We start from the raw sequence: 18,369 nt of genomic DNA on the forward strand, positions 1-18,369 counted from the left end.
AGGAGGCAACCGTGACGGTGCGACATTCCACAGCGGGTGACGACGACATCGCCGTGGTCGGTATCGCCGCGCGCTACCCCGAGGCCGCGAACCTGGCGGAGTTCCGCGCCAATCTCGCGGCAGGCCGGGATTCGGTGCGTCCGCTGTCGCGGTCCCGGGCCGAGGCGACCGGGCTGGGGCCTCCGTCCCACTACCACCCGATGGGTTTCGTCGAGGACATCTCCACGTTCGACTACTCCTACTTCACCCTGTCGAAACGGGAAGCGTCGCTGATCGATCCGCAGCAGCGGCTCGCGCTGGTCCTCGCGTATCAGGCGGTCGAGGACGCCGGCTACTCGGTGACCGATTTCCGGGACAGCGCGACGGCGGTGGTGTTCAGTGCCGCCGCGTCGACATATCCGGCGATGTGGGCGGAACCGGGTGTGCTGAGCACCCTCGGCAACGTTCCGTTCGCCGTCCCTGCCCGGATCGCGTACCACCTCGGCCTCACCGGCCCCTGCTACGCCGTCGATTCGGGATGCAACGGATCGCTCATCGCGGTGCACCACGGCTGCCGGGAGCTGCGGTCGGGCGACGCAGACTTCGCCATCGCCGGCGGAGTGAGCCTGCGCGTGAACGGTATCCGCGCCGACATGGCGGAGGGGTCCGCGGAACTGATGTCACCCGGCGCGCGCTGCCGCGCATTCGACGCCGACGCGGACGGCACCGCGGTCGGGGAGGGCGGGGCGGCGCTTCTGCTCACGACGATGGCCCGCGCCCGCGCCGACCGCCTCCCGGTCCACGCCGTGATCCGCGGCACCGCCACGGTGTCCAGCGGCCATTCGTCCGCGACCATCAGTTCCCCGAGCGCCCGGGCGCAGGTGGCCGTCATCTCCCGGGCCTGGCAGAACGCGGGCCTCACCCCCGGCGACGCCGGGTACCTGGAGGCGCACGGTTCGGGAACCCCGCTCGGCGACGCCGTCGAACTCGAAGGGATCGCGGCCGCGTTCCGGGACCGCCCGGGCGTCCTGCCGATCGGTTCGGTGAAGACCAACATCGGGCACCTCGACCACGCGGCCGGGGTGTCCGGCCTCGTGAAGGCGATCCTGGCCGTCGAGCACGGCGAGCTGTACCCGTCGCTGCACTTCGAACACCCCACCGGCGGAGTCGATCTGGCGGGCAGCGGTATCGAGGTGGTCACCGGGTCTCGGACGTGGAGCGACGACACCGGGCCGCGGCGGGCGGGAGTGAGTTCGTTCAGCCTCGGCGGCATCAACGCGCACTGCGTGGTGGAACAGCCACCGGAGCGCGCCGTCGCCGTCCGACCCGACACCGGCACCACGCGGCTGGTGGGGGTGTCGGCGAAGAGCGTGGGCGCGCTGGCGACGCTGTGCGCCGAATTGGCAACGGCCGTGCGCGCGTACGACCTTGACGACGTCGCCTTCACCCTCAACCGGGGCCGGCCGCACCACGACCACCGGGTGGCCGTGCGGGCGCGCAGCACCGCCGAACTCTCGCGGTCACTCGCCGTACGTGCCGCCGAACTCGGCGGCCGCGGCGAGAACCCCGCACCGGCCACTCGTCCGCGCCCGGCCGTGGCGTTGCTGCTGTCGCCCGACCGAATGCCTGCCGCATTGCGCGGCCGTGACCTGCCTCCGGAGCTTCCCGCCACCGGCGACGAGGCGGATCTCCTCGCCGGGCAGATCGCCGTACATGGGGAACTCCGCGCCGCCGGTGTCACCGTCGACGCCGTCCTCAGCGGCGGAGTGTCCCGCTACGCCGTCCGGCATCTGCGGGATCCACTGGCGGCGGTGGACGCGGCCGACCTCGCCGCCGCGGCCGCGAACCCCGCGATCGACACCGACAGGCTCGTCGCCGTCGCGAAGGGAATGCTCGCGGACGGGCCCGTCGTCTTCGTCGAGCCGAGCCCGGCGGGGCGCCTCGGGGCACTACTCGCCGACGCGCTCCGCGACGCCGACATACTCCGTGCGCCAGACACGTCCGACGCGGTCACAGACCTCCTCGCCGGTCTGTACGAGCGTGGCGTCGACCTCGTGTGGGCGGCCGTCGGCGCGAGCGACGAGTCCGCCCGGCGCGTGCGCCTGCCCGGTCACCCGTTGCGCGGTTCGCGGTGCTGGTTCGACCTTCCCGGCAGACCCGACTGGACCGGCACACCCGATGTTCCGTCGGCGGAGCCGAGCCCGCAGCCGGTGACGCCGGCGCCGGAAGACAGCCTCGACTGGCTGCGGACCACGCTGCGCGAGCTCCTCCACACCGAGAGGGACGTCGATGCCGAAGACGACTACTTCGACCTCGGCGGAAACTCGCTCATCGGCATGCAACTCGTCGACCGGGTGTCGGACCGGTACGGGGTCCGGCCCAAACTCATCGACCTCTACGAGCGGCCGAAGGTGTCGGACTTCGCCGCCCTCCTCGCCGACGGCACATCCGCGGCCGGCGGGCTGCCTCCGATCACACCGCGGGGGCGGCACGTGATGTCGTTCGGCCAGATACGCATGTGGTTCCATCATCAGCTCGACGCCGCCACCACCATCTACAACCTCCCGATGGTCAGCGACCTCCACGGTCCGATCGACGAATCCGCCGTCCGTGGAATGTGGGACGACCTCGCCGCACGGCACCGGGTGCTGCTGTCCAACTACGTCGAGATCGACGGGGAGCCGGAACTGCGGATCCGCGACTGTCTCGGCGACTTCTTCCGCACCGCCGACGTGTCGGGCGAACCGGATCCGGTGGCCGCGGCCCGCGCACTGGTACACGAGGCCGCGGCGGCGCCGTTCGACCTGGCCACCGACCCGCTCGTGCGGGCACTGCTCATCAGGCTCGGCCCGGACGAGCACGTCCTGCAGGTCACCACCCACCACTCCGTCAACGACGGGGGTTCGCCGAGGATCTTCGAGCAGGAACTGCCCGCCCTGTACGCGGCCCGCCGCGCCGGTCGCCCCGCCGGCCTCGCGCCGCTCCCCGTCCAGTACTGGGACTACGCCCTGTGGCAGCGGGAACTGATCGCGAGCGCCGCGCTCGACGGCGAACTCGACTACTGGAGAACAGTTCTGCACGACGTTCCGCTGCTGCGGCTGCCCACCGACTTCCCGCGCCCGGAGCGGAAGAACTTCACCGGGGCGTTCCACACGTTCACCGTCTCCGAGAAACTGACCCGGAGCCTGCGGAACGTGGCGCGGCGGGAGTCCGTGTCGCTGTTCGTGGTGCTGCTGTCCGCGTTCTACCTCCTCATGGCGAGCCGCAGCCGCCAGCGCGACCTCGTGGTCGGGACACCGACGACCGGACGCAACCGGCCGGAACTGTCCGGCATGATCGGGTACTTCAACAGCACGGTGGCCCTGCGCGCCGACCTGTCCGGGGAACCGAGCATCGCGGAACTGTGCGGACGGGTGCGCGACGTCGTGCTCGGCGCCCTCGAACACCAGGAGATCCCGTTCGACCGCGTCGTCACCGCACTCACCGGCGACCGGGATCTGAGCCGGACTCCACTGTTCGACGTCTGCCACGTCCACCAGGAACTGCCGGCGTTGCAGTCGCAGCACGGACTCACCGAGACGCTGTTCGACCAGGACGACCCCGCCGCCATCGCGTTCGGCGGGGTGCCGTCCGGCACGGCCAAATTCGATCTCACGCTCGTCACCACGGAACGGGGCGGGGAGGACGACATGGCCGCGGGACTCGAATTCAGCACGGAACTGTTCACCGAGCAGACCGCCGCCGGGCTGTGCGACGAATACGTCCGCATCCTGGAAGGCATCGTGGGATCGTCTAGCACGCAGACGATTTCGGTGTTTCTCACCGGCTCGTCACCGGCGCCCGCGCCTGCACCCTCTCCGGTCGCGCCACCACTGGTCCCGGCCGACCGGCCCCGGCAGCCCGCCGACGCCGGGCCGCCGAGCTATTCCGTGGCACGGGTGACGGCGACACTCGACGGACACCCCGACCTCCCGGAACTGCTCGCCGCCTGGCTCACGCTGCTCGCCTGGTACACCGCCCAGGACGAGGTGGCGGTGGCCGCGCCGCGGATCGTGGCCGTGGACCTGTCCGCGGAACCCACCTACCCGGAACTGGTGGAGACCGTACGCCGGGAGTTGTCTTCGGACCGCGGCGCGGCAGACCCGGCGGCGCAGCACTTCCCGGTGCGCTGCGACGGCGAACGCGCAGGCGGCGACGTCCCGGCGGGCCCGTCACAAGGTGAACTCGGGCTGTCGTGGACCCGTGGTCCTTCGGCGCTCACCCTCCAACTCGACTACGCCACCGACCTGTTCGACGCGAGCACCGCCGGGGCGATGCTCGCCGACCTCCGCCGGCTGCACGCCGGGCTGGTGGCTCACCCCGACCTGCCCACCCAGGAGGTGGCAATGGAGTACGTGCATCAGGACGACACCGGCTTCACCACCGGCTTCACCACCGGCTTCACCTCGGGGGCAGTGCGATGAGCGGAAATGCGCTGAGCATCGGTGTGGTGGGGGCGGGAACCATGGGCGCCGGGGTGGCCGAAAGTCTGGCTCGGGCCGGCCACGACGTCACCGTCGTCGACTCCGACCAGCAGGCCGTCGAACAGGCCCGCTCCCGGATGCGCGACTCACTGCGGCTGGCGATACTCCTCGGCCGGACCGGCGGCCCGAAACCCGCCGAGGTCACCGCGCGGGTGCAGTGGACCGCGCAGCTCACCGATCTGCGCGAAGCCGCCGTCGTCATCGAATGCGTCCCCGAGCGAATCGACCTCAAGGAGAAAGTCTTCGCCGAACTCGACCGGGTCTGCGCACCCGGCGCCCTCCTCGCGTCGTGCACGTCGGGCATCCCCGTCGACCGGCTCGCGGCGAGCACCACCAGGCCGGAACAGGTGGTCGGGCTGCATTTCATGAACCCGGCACCGCTCAAGGACACCGTCGAGGTGGTGCGGGGGCCGCGGACGTCGCAGCAGTCGCTGGACCGTGCGCTGGCGCTCCTCACCTCACTGGGCAAGACCGGCATCGTCGTCGGCGACGGACCCGGATTCCTGCTGAACCGGGTCCTCATGCTCTGCATCGCCGAGGCGGCGGCCGCCGTCGGCGACGGGATCGCCGACGCGGACACCACCGACGCGTTGTTCGAGGGCTGCCTCGGCCACCCGATGGGACCGCTGCGGACCGCCGACCTGATCGGCCTGGACAACGTCCAGGACACGATGACCGCGCTGCGCGAGTTGACCGGCGACGACCACTACCGCCCGCCGGCGACGCTCGTCGCCCTGGTCGAGGCCGGACACTTGGGGCGCAAGACCGGACGGGGATTCCATGAGTACCGGTGAGGTGCTGCCCCTCACCTACGACCAGATCGCGGTACTCCGCGCCCACCTCACCGACAACACGTTCGGCCAGTACCTCGAACTCGAGGGCCCGCTCGACGAAGACCGTTTCTGCCGCGCACTGCACCGGACCCTGTCCGAATGCCAGGGCCTGCACCGCACTTTCGTGCTCGACGGCCCCGAGCCCGGACAGATCGCCGGAACCGCGGTCACCGGTCCCGACGTCCTCGACGTCACCGCCCCCGGACCGCTCGCCGCGACATGGATCGATCGGGAACTGGCCCGGCCGATGGACCCCGCCGCCGGGCCGCTGTACGTGCACGTCCTGTTCCGGTTACCGCACGGCCGATACGGCTGGTTCCAGCGCTACCACCGCCTGGTCGACGACGAGCCGGGCATGGCGGCGATCGTCCGCCGCACCGCCGAGGCCTATGAGTCGGGGGCAGCGGCCACGACCGCGCCGCCGGAGACCCGGCCGTTCGCGGCGCCCACCGTCCAGCTGACATCCGACGCCCGGTACCGCGAGAGCGGCGCCTGGGCGGACGACCGGCACTACTGGGAGCGGGTGCTGGGCGGAGCGCCGCGACAGGAGATCCCACCCGGCCCGGAGGGCGAGCGCCGCGTCACCCTCCCCGCCGACGGCGCCCTCGTGCGCCTCGCGCGTCGCAGCGGCGGCGGCCCGGCAGCCGTCCTGCTCGCCGCACTGGCGGTCTACGCCCACAGCCGCACCGGCATCGACGACGTGGTGATCGGACACCGGGAGCACGGCTCCACCACACCCGTGCGGATCACCCTCACACCGTATCTCACGTTCGACACACTGACCCGGCACGTGGGACTGCAGCTCCGCAGATCCCGCAGGCACCGATTCCTCGCCTCCGAAGACGGTGCGGGAGAACCATGGTCGGTGACCGGCGGAATACGCGAACCCCTCGGCGTCGAGCGCATCGGGGAGAGTGCCGTCGCCGTCGTGCAGCGGTGGCACGGCGCCGGCAACGGAGCGTTCGTGGAACTCGAGGACCGGGACGGCACCTGGGTCGTTGCCGTGCACGGCCCGGCCGACGCCCAGGACTTCGCCCGAATCCTCACCGCCGCAGCCGCGGATCCGGGTGTGGGTGTGGGTGGGGTGGGTGTGTGGGGGTCGGGTGTGGGGTTGGTGTGTGGTGTGTCGGGTGTGGGGGTGCGGTTGTTGCCGGAGATTTTGGCGGGGGGTGTGGGTTTGGGTGGGGGTGGGGTGGCGGTGTCGTGTGGGGGTGTGGAGTTGTCGTATGGGGAGTTGGATGGGTGGTCGAATCGGTTGGCGCGGGTGTTGATTGGTTGTGGGGTGGGTCCGGAGGTGGTGGTGGGGGTGGTGGTGCCGCGGTCGGTGGAGTTGGTGGTGGCGGTGTGGGCGGTGGTGAAGTCGGGGGGTGTGTTCGTTCCGGTGGATGTGGGGTTGCCGGTGGGGCGGGTGCGGGAGGTGTTGGTGGATTCGGGTGCGGTGGTGGGGTTGTCGGTGTCGGGGGTGGTGGTTCCGGGGGTGGTGGAGTGGTTGCGGGTTGATGATGTGTCGGTGGTGGAGGGGGTGTCGGGGGAGTCGGTGTCGGAGGGGGAGCGGTTGGGTGGGTTGGGGGTGGGGAATGCGGCGTATGTGATGTATACGTCGGGGTCGACGGGGCGTCCGAAGGGGGTGGTGGTGTCGCATGGGGGGTTGGCGAATTTGGTGGAGGAGGTGCGGGTTCGGTTTGGGTTGTGGTCGGGGTGTCGGGTGTCGCATGTGGCGTCGCCGGGTTTTGATGCGGCGGTGTATGAGTGGTTGATGGCGTTTTCGGTGGGGGCGTGTTTGGTGGTGGCGCCGCCGGGGGTGTTCGGGGGTGCGGTGTTGGGGGAGTGGTTGGAGGTGGAGGGGGTGTCGCATTGTTTTGTGACGCCGTCGGTGTTGGGTTCGGTGGAGGGGTCGTTGGGGTCGGTGCGGGTGTTGGTGGTGGCGGGGGAGGTGTGTGGTCCGGAGTTGGTGGAGCGGTGGGGTGTGGGTCGGGAGTTGTTCGATGCGTATGGGCCGACCGAGGTGACGGTGCAGGCGACGGTGAGTGGGGCGTTGGTGCCGGGTGGTGGGGTGACGGTGGGTGGTCCGGGGGTGGGTGTTGAGGTGGTGGTGTTGGATTCGTGGTTGCGGCCGGTGCCGGTGGGGGTGGTGGGGGAGTTGTATGTGGGGGGTGTGGGGTTGGCGCGGGGGTATCACGGGTTGGTGGGGTTGACGGCGGCGTCGTTTGTGGCGAGTCCGTTTGGGGTGGGGGCGCGGTTGTATCGGACGGGGGATTTGGTGCGGTGGGATGGGTTGGGGTCGTTGGTGTTTGTGGGGCGGGCTGATTTTCAGGTGAAGGTGCGGGGGCAGCGGGTGGAGTTGGGGGAGGTGGAGTCGGTGTTGGTGTCGTGTCCGGGGGTGGGTGCGGCTGTGGTGGTGGTGGGTTCGGGTGGTGGGTTGGTGGGGTATGTGGTGCCGGAGGTGGGGGCCCAAGTGGATTCGGGTGCGGTGGTGGAGTTTGCGGGGTCGGTGTTGCCGGGGTTTATGGTGCCGTCGGTGGTGGTGGTGTTGGGGGAGTTGCCGGTGACGGTGTCGGGGAAGGTGGATCGGGCGGCACTACCCGCACCCGACACGGCCCCGCGCGGGCCGGACCGTGCGCCACGGAGTGCGGCGGAAGAAACACTGGCGTCCGTGTTCGCCGAAGTACTCGGCGTCGAGAAGGTCGGATTCGACGAGTCGTTCTTCGCGCTGGGCGGCGACAGCATCCTGTCCATCCGCCTCGTGTCACGCGCCAAGGCTCGAGGATTGGTGTTCACCCCGCAGCAGGTGTTCGAGCACCGGACGGTGGCGGCGCTTGCAGCGGAATCAGAATTCGCGGACCGTGAAACCACGGTCGCCCTTACCGAACTCGCGGGCGGTGGAATCGGCACCTTCCCGCTCACTCCGGTGGTCCGGTACCTGATCGAGCGGGGTGGGCACTACGAGCGGTTCAGCCAGAGCGTGCTGCTCGACCTCCCGCGGACCGTCGACTCCGACCGGCTCCTCGCGACCGTCGCCGCGGTGCTCGCGCGCCACGACATGCTGCGGTCGCGGCTGTATCGGGACGCGAACGGGCAGTGGCAGATGGAGACTCGCACTCCGTCCGACGTCGATACCGCGTCACTGCTGCGGCGGGTCGTCTTCGCCCCGGCCACCGAAGCCGGCCTCGTGGCAGACCTGATCGCGACCGAACACCAGGCCGCCGTGGAGAGACTGCGCCCGTCCGACGGGGTGGTCGCCCAGTTCGTGTGGCTCGACCCCGCGCCGGCGACCGCAACCCCGGGCCGGTCGGGGCGATTGCTCGTGGTCGCACACCACCTCGCCGTCGACGGGGTGTCGTGGCGGATTCTGCTGCCCGACTTCGTGACCGCCTGGCATCAGGTGAGCGCCGGGAGCGTGCCGGCACTCCCGGAACCGGCGACGTCGATGCGCCGGTGGGCGCACGCGCTGGCGGAGGAAGCCGTCCGGAGCGAGCGAATCGCCGAACTGGGGTGGTGGCAGTCCGTCGTCGAGGGACCCGATCCGCTGATCACCGACCGCCCCCTCGACCCGGGCGTGGACGTCGCGACCGCCGTGCAGGACGTGAGTGTCGAGACCTCCCTCGGCGACACGTCCGTGCTGCTCACCCGCCTACCGGACCTGTACCACGGGGGCGCCCTCGACGTTCTGCTGACGGCGCTGATGGTGGCGTCGTCGCGGTGGCGAGTCGAACGGGGGATCCCGGGAACGTCGACGCTGATCCGAGTGGAAGGGCACGGCCGGGAGCAGCAGGTGGTGCCGGGCGCCGACCTGTCCCGTACCGTCGGCTGGTTCACGACGGTCTTCCCGGTTCGCGTCGAACTCCGCGGCATCGACCTCGACGACGCGCTCGCCGGCGGCCCCGACCTGGGCAGCGCACTGAAGCGGGTGAAGGAACACCTCCGGGCGGTGCCGGACATGGGCATCGGCTACGGACTGCTCCGGTACCTGAACCCGGACACCGCGAGTAGCCTGCCGGACACCGAACCGGGGCAGATCAGTTTCAACTACCTCGGCCAGGTCCCGGATCCGGCGGTCGGCGACACCGCGGCCGGCTGGACCCCCGCCGACGGGTTCGGCGACCTCCGGTACGTCCCGGACCCGGACATGCCGGCGTCGGCCGCCGTCGAGATCAACGCGATCGTCATCGGCGGACGGCTCCGGGTCGGTTTCGGTTTCCCGCGCACCCTGCTCGCGCGTGCCGAGGTGGAGCGGCTGGCGGCGCGGTGGCGGGAGGCGCTGTCCGCATTGGTGTCCCACGCGCGCAGCGGTGTCGCCGGTGGGCTCACACCGTCGGACGTTCCCCTCGTCGACGTCACCCAGGACGACCTCGAGACGTGGGAAGAACACTTCGGCGCGCTGACCGACGTGTGGCCGCCCACCCCGCTGCAGGCCGGGTTGCTGTTCCACGCCCTGCTCGCGAAACCGTCGATCGACGCCTACACGGTGCAGGTGGAACTGCACCTGAAGGGCGCCGTCGACCCGGACCGGATGCGCCGGGCCGCGGCGGCACTACTCGAGCGGCACGCGAATCTGCGGGTGGCGTTCGTCCCGGCGCGGGACGGAACGTTCGTGCAGGTGGTGCCCGCGACCGCCGACGTACCGTTCCGCGCACTCGACCTCACCGGCCTGCCGGAAGCCGAGCGGACCACCGAACTGGAGCGCGTCCTCGCCGCCGACCGGGCCGCGCCGTTCGACACGTCCCGGGCCCCCCTGCTGCGGTTCCTGCTCGTGTCGACCGGCAGCCGGGAATCGCGGCTCGTGTGGACCCACCACCACACCCTTCTGGACGGATGGTCGATGCCGCTCGCGATCCGCGAACTGCTCGCGCTCTATGTGGCCGGGGATGCCGATGCGTCGGCGCTGCCGTGGCCCCGGCCCTATCGGGACTTCCTGTCGTGGCTGCACCGCCGGGACGCGGCCGAATCGCGGGAGGCCTGGGCGGCCGCACTCGCCGGCATCGCCGGTCCGACACTGCTCCTGCCCGACGCACGGGGGCGGCAACTGTCGGCTCCTCCCGAGAGCGCCCGGTACACGGTGTCCGAGGAACTGACCGCCGACCTCACGACCCTCGCGCACACCCGCAACACGACCCTGAACACGATCACGCAGGTGGCATGGGCCATCGTGCTGGGCGCCGCGACGTCCCGCGACGACGTGACGTTCGGGAGCACCGTGTCCGGGCGGTCACCGCACCTGCCCGGGGTGGAGTCGACGATCGGGCTGTTCGTCAACACCGTGCCCACCCGCATCACCCTCGACCCCCGGGAGACCCTGGGTGCGCTGCTCGACCGGACGCAAGCGGAACAGGCAGCCCTCCTCGACCACCATCACCTCGGCCTCGCCGACATCCAGCGCGCGGTCGGCGCCGACATCGGATTCGACACCGCGACCGTCTTCGAGTCGTACCCGATCGACCGCGGAGGCCTCACCGAGGACACCGACCTCGCCGGAATCCGGGTGGTCGACGTGCGCGGCGTCGACGCCACACACTACCCGCTGAGCGTCGCGTTCTCGGTGGACACGCAGTTGCGCATGACATTCCACTACCGGCCCGACCTGATCGACCGGGGCGCCGTCGACTCGATGGCGGGACAGGTCACCCGGGTGCTCGAGGCGATGGCGTCGGATCCGGGTGTGGGTGTGGGTGGGGTGGGTGTGTGGGGGTCGGGTGTGGGGTTGGTGTGTGGTGTGTCGGGTGTGGGGGTGCGGTTGTTGCCGGAGATTTTGGCGGGGGGTGTGGGTTTGGGTGGGGGTGGGGTGGCGGTGTCGTGTGGGGGTGTGGAGTTGTCGTATGGGGAGTTGGATGGGTGGTCGAATCGGTTGGCGCGGGTGTTGATTGGTTGTGGGGTGGGTCCGGAGGTGGTGGTGGGGGTGGTGGTGCCGCGGTCGGTGGAGTTGGTGGTGGCGGTGTGGGCGGTGGTGAAGTCGGGGGGTGTGTTCGTTCCGGTGGATGTGGGGTTGCCGGTGGGGCGGGTGCGGGAGGTGTTGGTGGATTCGGGTGCGGTGGTGGGGTTGTCGGTGTCGGGGGTGGTGGTTCCGGGGGTGGTGGAGTGGTTGCGGGTTGATGATGTGTCGGTGGTGGAGGGGGTGTCGGGGGAGTCGGTGTCGGAGGGGGAGCGGTTGGGTGGGTTGGGGGTGGGGAATGCGGCGTATGTGATGTATACGTCGGGGTCGACGGGGCGTCCGAAGGGGGTGGTGGTGTCGCATGGGGGGTTGGCGAATTTGGTGGAGGAGGTGCGGGTTCGGTTTGGGTTGTGGTCGGGGTGTCGGGTGTCGCATGTGGCGTCGCCGGGTTTTGATGCGGCGGTGTATGAGTGGTTGATGGCGTTTTCGGTGGGGGCGTGTTTGGTGGTGGCGCCGCCGGGGGTGTTCGGGGGTGCGGTGTTGGGGGAGTGGTTGGAGGTGGAGGGGGTGTCGCATTGTTTTGTGACGCCGTCGGTGTTGGGTTCGGTGGAGGGGTCGTTGGGGTCGGTGCGGGTGTTGGTGGTGGCGGGGGAGGTGTGTGGTCCGGAGTTGGTGGAGCGGTGGGGTGTGGGTCGGGAGTTGTTCGATGCGTATGGGCCGACCGAGGTGACGGTGCAGGCGACGGTGAGTGGGGCGTTGGTGCCGGGTGGTGGGGTGACGGTGGGTGGTCCGGGGGTGGGTGTTGAGGTGGTGGTGTTGGATTCGTGGTTGCGGCCGGTGCCGGTGGGGGTGGTGGGGGAGTTGTATGTGGGGGGTGTGGGGTTGGCGCGGGGGTATCACGGGTTGGTGGGGTTGACGGCGGCGTCGTTTGTGGCGAGTCCGTTTGGGGTGGGGGCGCGGTTGTATCGGACGGGGGATTTGGTGCGGTGGGATGGGTTGGGGTCGTTGGTGTTTGTGGGGCGGGCTGATTTTCAGGTGAAGGTGCGGGGGCAGCGGGTGGAGTTGGGGGAGGTGGAGTCGGTGTTGGTGTCGTGTCCGGGGGTGGGTGCGGCTGTGGTGGTGGTGGGTTCGGGTGGTGGGTTGGTGGGGTATGTGGTGCCGGAGGTGGGGGCCCAAGTGGATTCGGGTGCGGTGGTGGAGTTTGCGGGGTCGGTGTTGCCGGGGTTTATGGTGCCGTCGGTGGTGGTGGTGTTGGGGGAGTTGCCGGTGACGGTGTCGGGGAAGGTGGATCGGGCGGCACTACCCGCACCCGAGGCTCCGGTGCGGACGTTCCGGGCGCCGGCCACGCCGTTCGAGGCCGTCGTCGCCGACGTGTTCGGTGAGGTCCTCGGCGTCGACCGCGTCGGGGCCGAAGACCACTTCTTCCGTCTGGGGGGAGATTCGCTGTCCGCCACCCGTGTGGTCGCCCGCGTCGACACGGCTCTCGGCGTCGACGTCGGCGTGCACGCCCTGTTCGAGGCGCCGACCGTCGCGGAGTTCGCGGAACGCGCGGCGAAGGCCGGTGCGCCGACACACCGGCCGGAACTGCGGGCGGCACCGCGACCCGCGCGAATTCCGCTGTCCCTGGCCCAGACCCGCATGTGGTTTCTCAACCAGTTCGACACCGCGTCGCCCGCCTACAACATCGCCATGGCGTTCCGCCTCATCGGCGCACTCGACCTCGACGCCCTGCACGCCGCGGTGTCCGACGTGGTGCGACGCCACGAGACGCTCCGCACGCGGTTCCCGATGGCCGGCGAAGAACCCGTGCAGGTGATCGTGCCCGGCGCCGATGCGGTTCCGGACCTGCCCGTCACCACGGTGTCCAGCGAGGCGGAGTTGCGGGCGCTGCTGTCGGCGGCGGTCGCGCAAGGATTCGACGTCACGGAACAGATTCCGTTGCGGGCAGCCGTGTTCGAGACCTCCGGCACCGACTGGACGCTGCTCGTGGTGGTCCATCACATCGTCGCGGACGGAGTGTCGATGGTCCCGCTCGCGCGCGACATGACGACGGCCTACACCGCCCGGGCGGCCGGGCACGCCCCCGACTGGGCACCGACCACGGTCCAGTACGCCGATTTCACGCTCTGGCAGCGCCGCCTCCTGGGCTCGGAAGACGATCCGCAGTCGCTCGTGTCGCAACAACTGGACTACTGGCGCAGCACACTGGCCGGGCTCCCCGCCGCGCTGGACCTGCCCGCCGACCGTCCGCGGTCGCTGCAACGCACACCGGACGGGAGCAGGGTCGGGTTCGAGATCGACGCCGACCTGCATCGCCGGCTGCTGACGACGGCGTCCACGCACCAGTCGACGGTGTTCATGGTCGCGCACGCCGCCCTGGCCGCGTTCCTCGCGAGAATGTCCGGCACCGGGGACATCGCCGTCGGCACCCCCGTCGCCGGACGCGGCGAGGCCGCGCTCGACGACGTCGTCGGAATGTTCGTCAACACCGTCGTCCTGCGGACCGTCGTGTCCGACGCGGACCGGTTCTCCGACCTGCTCGACCAGGTACGCGACGTCGACCTCGCTGCGTACGCGCACGCGGAGGTGCCGTTCGAGAAGGTCGTGGAAGCACTCGATCCGCCCCGCTCCACGGCGCATTCACCGCTCTTCCAGGTGCTGCTCGAATTCCAGAACGTCCAGCGCCCCGACCTCTCGCTGCCGGGCGTCGAGGTGCGCGGCATCGACCTCGGTGCCACGATCGCCCGGTTCGACCTGCAGTTGACACTGGCCGAGGAGTACACGGACGACGGAACACCGGCCGGCATCACCGCCGGTTTCGCCTACGCCACCGACCTTTTCGATGCCGAGACCGTCGCAGGCCTGGCCGACCGGTTCGTCCGGATGCTCGATGCGGCCGTATCCGATTCGTCGATCCGGGTCGGCGACCTCGAGATCCTCGACGCCCTCGAACGGGACGAACTCGTACCGATGCGCGGTTTCCCCGCGGTCCCGGAACGCAGGCTCCCCGACGTCCTGGCGGCGGGCACCGCGCTCGCACCGGGAGCGACCGCGGTGTCGTGCGAGGGCGTCACGCTGTCGTACCGCGAACTCGACGAGCAGTCGAACCGGCTGGCCAGGGCGCTGATCCAACGCGGCACCGGTCCGGACGCCTTCGTCGCGATCGGAGTGCCCCGGTCGATCGACTGGGTGCTGTCGGTATGGGCGGTCGCGAAATCGGGGGCCGCGTACGTGCCGGTCGACCCGGCCCTGCCCCCCGCGCGCACCGGCGGCATGCTCGAGGATTCGGGTGCGATGCTCGGGCTGACGGTGACCGCGCACCGTGACCGGTTGCCCGGGGTGGTGCCGTGGCTGCTGCTCGACGATCCCGGCGTCGTGAACGGATATTCCCGCGACCCGGTGACCGACGCCGACCGCCTGCGCCCGCTGAGGGTCGAGCACGCCGCGTTCCTGCTCTACACGTCGGGATCGACGGGAACGCCGAAGGGTGTCGTGCTCACCCACGGCGGACTCGCGAATCTCGCTGTCGAGGAACGGGAACGCTTCGCGTCGATGCACGGGGCGCGGGTGTCGCACCTGGCGTCGCCGAGCTTCGACGCGTCCCTGTTCGAACTGCTGATGGCGTTCGCCGTCGGCGCGACGCTGGTGGTCGTGCCCCCGACGGTGCTCGGGGGACGGGAACTGGCCGAACTCCTCGCGCGCGAGCACGTCTCGCACGCGTTCTTCACCCCCACCATCCTCGACACCCTCCGACCCGAGGACCTGCCGTCCCTGCGGATTCTCGCCGTCGCGGGCGAACGGTTCCCACCCGAGATCGCCGACCGCTGGTCCCCGGGACGGTTCGTCTTCAACGGATACGGACCCACCGAGGCAACGGTGCAGACCACGATCAGCGAGGTCCTGTCGCCCGACGAATCGGTGAACGTCGGCGGTCCCGGGCGGGGCGTCGACGTCATCGTGGTCAACACCTGGTTGCAGCCCGTCCCGGTGGGGGTGATCGGAGAACTGTACGTGGCGGGACCGGGGCTGGCGCGCGGCTACCACCGGCGTCCGGCGCTCACGGGTGCGTCCTTCGTCGCGAACCCGTTCGGCGAACCCGGCTCCCGCATGTACCGCACCGGCGACCTCGTGCGGTGGACGGAAATCGGACGGCTGGAGTATGTGGGACGCAACGACTTCCAGGTGAAGATCCGCGGACAGCGGGTGGAGCTCGGCGAGATCGAATCGGTGCTGTCCCGCTGCGACGGCGTCGGCCGGGCGGCGGTCGCCGTGCACAGCGGCACCGGCGACCGGCTGGTCGGATACGTGACGGCGGAGGACGGTGCGAGCATCGACACCGCCGAGGTACTCCGGTACGCCGGGTCGCACCTCGCGCCGTACATGGTGCCCGCCCAGCTGGTGGTGCTCGACCGGCTGCCCGTCGGCCGCACCGGCAAACTGGACCGCCGGGCGCTCCCCGCCCCCGTGCTCGCGCCGCGGGAGTTCCGGGCACCCGCCACCCCGGTGGAGGAGGCCGTCGCGGAGGTCTTCGCCGACGTCCTCGGCATCGACCGCGTCGGGGCCGACGACGACTTCTTCGAACTCGGCGGCAACTCGCTCGTGGCGACCCGGGTGGCGTCCGGGCTCCGGGACCGGCTCGGCACCGACGTCGTCCTGCAGTGGATCTTCCGCAACCCGACCCCGGAGGGCCTCGCCCGCCGGATCGTCGACCCGTCGGTGCTCGGAAGCATGCCGGCGGACGATGTGCTGAACGTCGTCGTCCCGCTCCGGGCGTCCGGCGCGCAACCCGCTCTGTTCTGTGTGCACCCGGCGGGCGGACTCGCGCTGGGCTACGCCGGACTGATCGGGCACCTCTCGCCCGACCGTCCGGTGTACGGGCTGCAATTGCCGATCCTCAGCGGCGGAACGACGTTCGAGTCGATGGAACAACTCGCTCACCGGTACGTGGTCGAGATGCGTGCCGTCCAGCCCCGGGGGCCGTACCACCTGCTCGGCTGGTCACTGGGCGGTGTCATCGCCCAGGCGATTGCCGTGGAACTCCGTGAGTCGGGCGCCGAGGTCGGCACCCTCGCGATGATGGACAGCTACGTCGCGGAGGGCGAAAACTTCGGTGACCTCGAAGTGAACGCCGAGGAGTGGCTGCACGGGCTGGGCGTCGAATTCGAGGGCAGCGACGACGCCGGCACGTCGTACCGCGAGCAACTGCTCGAGATGCTCGGACGCTCGTTCGGCCGGGACCCCGCGTTCGCGTCGACCCTCCTCGGTCGCATCAGCACCGGGCTGGAGAACTCGAAGCAGATCTCCACCGGACACCGCCCGCGCGTGTTCGACGGCGACCTCCTGTTCTTCAGCGCCTCGCAATCCGCCGAAGGGGAAGAAGGCGAACGGCCGTCGCCGGGCGTCTGGCAACCTGCGATCACCGGTGTCATCGTCGAGAACAAGGTGGACTGCGACCATCTGCGGATGACCACACCGGAAGCCCTCGCGGTGATCGGACCGATCCTGGAGAACTCCCTGGGGTCAGGCCCCGATCGCACTGCCGATGACGGGCCAGGACTCCCGTAGCCCCGTCTCGAACAGCCCCCACGAATGGGTGCCCTGCGAGAGATACGCGAACGTCGCCGGAATCCCCAGCGAGTGCAATCGCGACTGGAACGCGGCCGCACACACGTTGGTCACCATCTCGACCACGCTGCCGCCGATCGTCTGCGGTACCACCAGCACCGGGTCGTGGTTGTCGATGCCGCCCGGAAGTCCGTTGCCGCTCGAGACGAACAACTCTGTGCCGCGCAGACGTTCGGCGTTCACCATCGGATCGTGCACCCGCCACTGTGGGTCCACAGCGGAGCCCCACATGTTGGTTGCGTTGCCGCCGCCCCGCAATTCCACCATCGACCGCACCATTGCCTGGCCGAGCAGTCCGCTCGTCGCGGCGCAACCGCTGTACGAGCCGACGGCCCGGTAGAACCCCGGGGCCTGGACCGCGAGGTCGAGCACCGCGCCGCCCGCCATCGACACCCCGCCGATGGCGTTCGCCCCGGTGGTCGCGAACCGGCCGTCGATCGCGGCGGGAAGTTCGCTCGTCAGGTACGTCTGCCACTTGTTCCTGCCGAGGACCGGGTCGTCGGCTTCCCAGTCGGTGTACATGCTGTACTGCCCGCCGATCGGCATTACCACGTTGACGTGCTTGTCGGCGAAGAAGTCCCGCACACCGGTGTTGTTGAACCACGAGATCCCGTCCGAGCCGCCGCCGATGCCGGTGAGGAGGTAGAACGTGGGCGCCGGACCTCCCGACGCCGGAGAGATCACGTCGTTGGCCACCCACCGGCCCATCGACTCCGAATAGACGTCCACCCTGGTGATCCGCGGCTCCGCCGAAGCAGGCGACGGTCCGAGCGCCGCCCACGCGGAGAAGACCAGCAGCATCACTGCGGCAACACGCAGAGAGATCGTGGATCGCAGAGCTTCGAACGGTCGCATGGACGCCCCCTGGCTGTGGCCTGCCCTTCCAATCTAGGACTGCGGGGTACCTGCTTGGTGCGGTTCCCGTGAACCGGTGTAAAGATGATTCGGTGACCGACAACGACCGGCCCGACGAACGTTTCACGCTCGCAAGCGAGCGGACGTTCCTTGCCTGGATGCGGAGTTCACTCGCACTCCTGGCCGGTGGCATCGCGATGATCCATCTGGTCCCCGAATTCAGCACCGGATGGGTGCGGACGACCCTCGGGCTGATCCTGATCGGCCTCGCCGCCGCGGCGGCCCTCGTCGGCATGCGGCGGTGGTCGCAGGTCGAGAGGGCGCTGCGCGACGGCGCACCGATGCCGCCGCCCCACGAGTTGTGGTTGTTCGCGGTGACCCTGACGGTGGTGGCACTGGGAGCGGCGCTCGCCAGCCTGGTGGCCGCGCTCTAACCTGCAGAAGAGGTTTGCATCTCGCGAACCGGACGTGAAGACGAAGGAGTACACGGTGGCCCACGAACTCAAGCTCGGTTACAAGGCGTCCGCGGAACAGTTCGGTCCGCGGGAGTTGGTGGAGCTGGGTGTGCTGGCGGAGCGGCACGGCATGGATTCGGCGACGGTGTCGGATCATTTCCAGCCGTGGCGGCACGAGGGTGGTCATGCGCCGTTCTCGCTGGCGTGGATGACGGCGGTGGGGGAGCGGACGG

6 protein-coding genes are annotated in these 18,369 nt (G+C 70.1%); 5 read left to right on the top strand and 1 reads right to left on the bottom strand.

What is annotated here, in order from left to right:
* Positions 1-11: 11 nt before the first annotated feature.
* Genes P3H15_RS21925 through P3H15_RS21935 form a run of 3 tightly spaced genes read left to right on the top strand, consistent with a single transcriptional unit; the run spans position 12 to position 16,766 of the window.
* Positions 12-4,442, top strand: a complete 4,431-nt coding sequence (locus P3H15_RS21925) for a condensation domain-containing protein (RefSeq protein WP_276139185.1) — start codon at positions 12-14, stop codon at positions 4,440-4,442.
* On the top strand, positions 4,439-5,296 hold the full coding sequence (locus P3H15_RS21930; protein ID WP_276139186.1) for a 3-hydroxyacyl-CoA dehydrogenase family protein: 858 nt from the start codon (positions 4,439-4,441) through the stop codon (positions 5,294-5,296). Before P3H15_RS21925 ends, P3H15_RS21930 begins: the two co-directional genes overlap by 4 nt.
* Complete coding sequence (locus P3H15_RS21935) at positions 5,283-16,766, top strand: non-ribosomal peptide synthetase (RefSeq protein WP_276139187.1); 11,484 nt, start codon at positions 5,283-5,285, stop codon at positions 16,764-16,766. The genes P3H15_RS21930 and P3H15_RS21935 overlap by 14 nt, the downstream gene beginning before the upstream one ends.
* Here P3H15_RS21935 and P3H15_RS21940 read toward each other — a convergent pair.
* Positions 16,722-17,681 carry an alpha/beta hydrolase family protein gene (locus P3H15_RS21940; RefSeq protein WP_276139188.1) on the bottom strand — a complete coding sequence of 320 codons (960 nt, stop codon included), beginning with the start codon at positions 17,679-17,681 and terminating at the stop codon, positions 16,722-16,724. The genes P3H15_RS21935 and P3H15_RS21940 overlap by 45 nt on opposite strands.
* A gap of 92 nt (positions 17,682-17,773) precedes the next feature.
* On the opposite strand from P3H15_RS21940, the gene P3H15_RS21945 reads away from it, so the two are divergent.
* Together P3H15_RS21945 and P3H15_RS21950 are read left to right on the top strand one after the other, a co-directional pair.
* Positions 17,774-18,115: a YidH family protein gene (locus P3H15_RS21945; RefSeq protein ID WP_072948522.1), complete on the top strand. Its 342-nt coding sequence runs from the start codon at positions 17,774-17,776 to the stop codon at positions 18,113-18,115.
* A 55-nt stretch (positions 18,116-18,170) separates the two neighbouring features.
* On the top strand, positions 18,171-18,369 hold a 199-nt coding region (locus P3H15_RS21950), incomplete at its 3' end, for an LLM class flavin-dependent oxidoreductase (RefSeq protein ID WP_346348794.1).

It is taken from the genome of Rhodococcus sp. T2V (assembly GCF_029269925.1).
Taxonomy (GTDB): Bacteria; Actinomycetota; Actinomycetes; order Mycobacteriales; family Mycobacteriaceae; genus Rhodococcus_F; species Rhodococcus_F koreensis.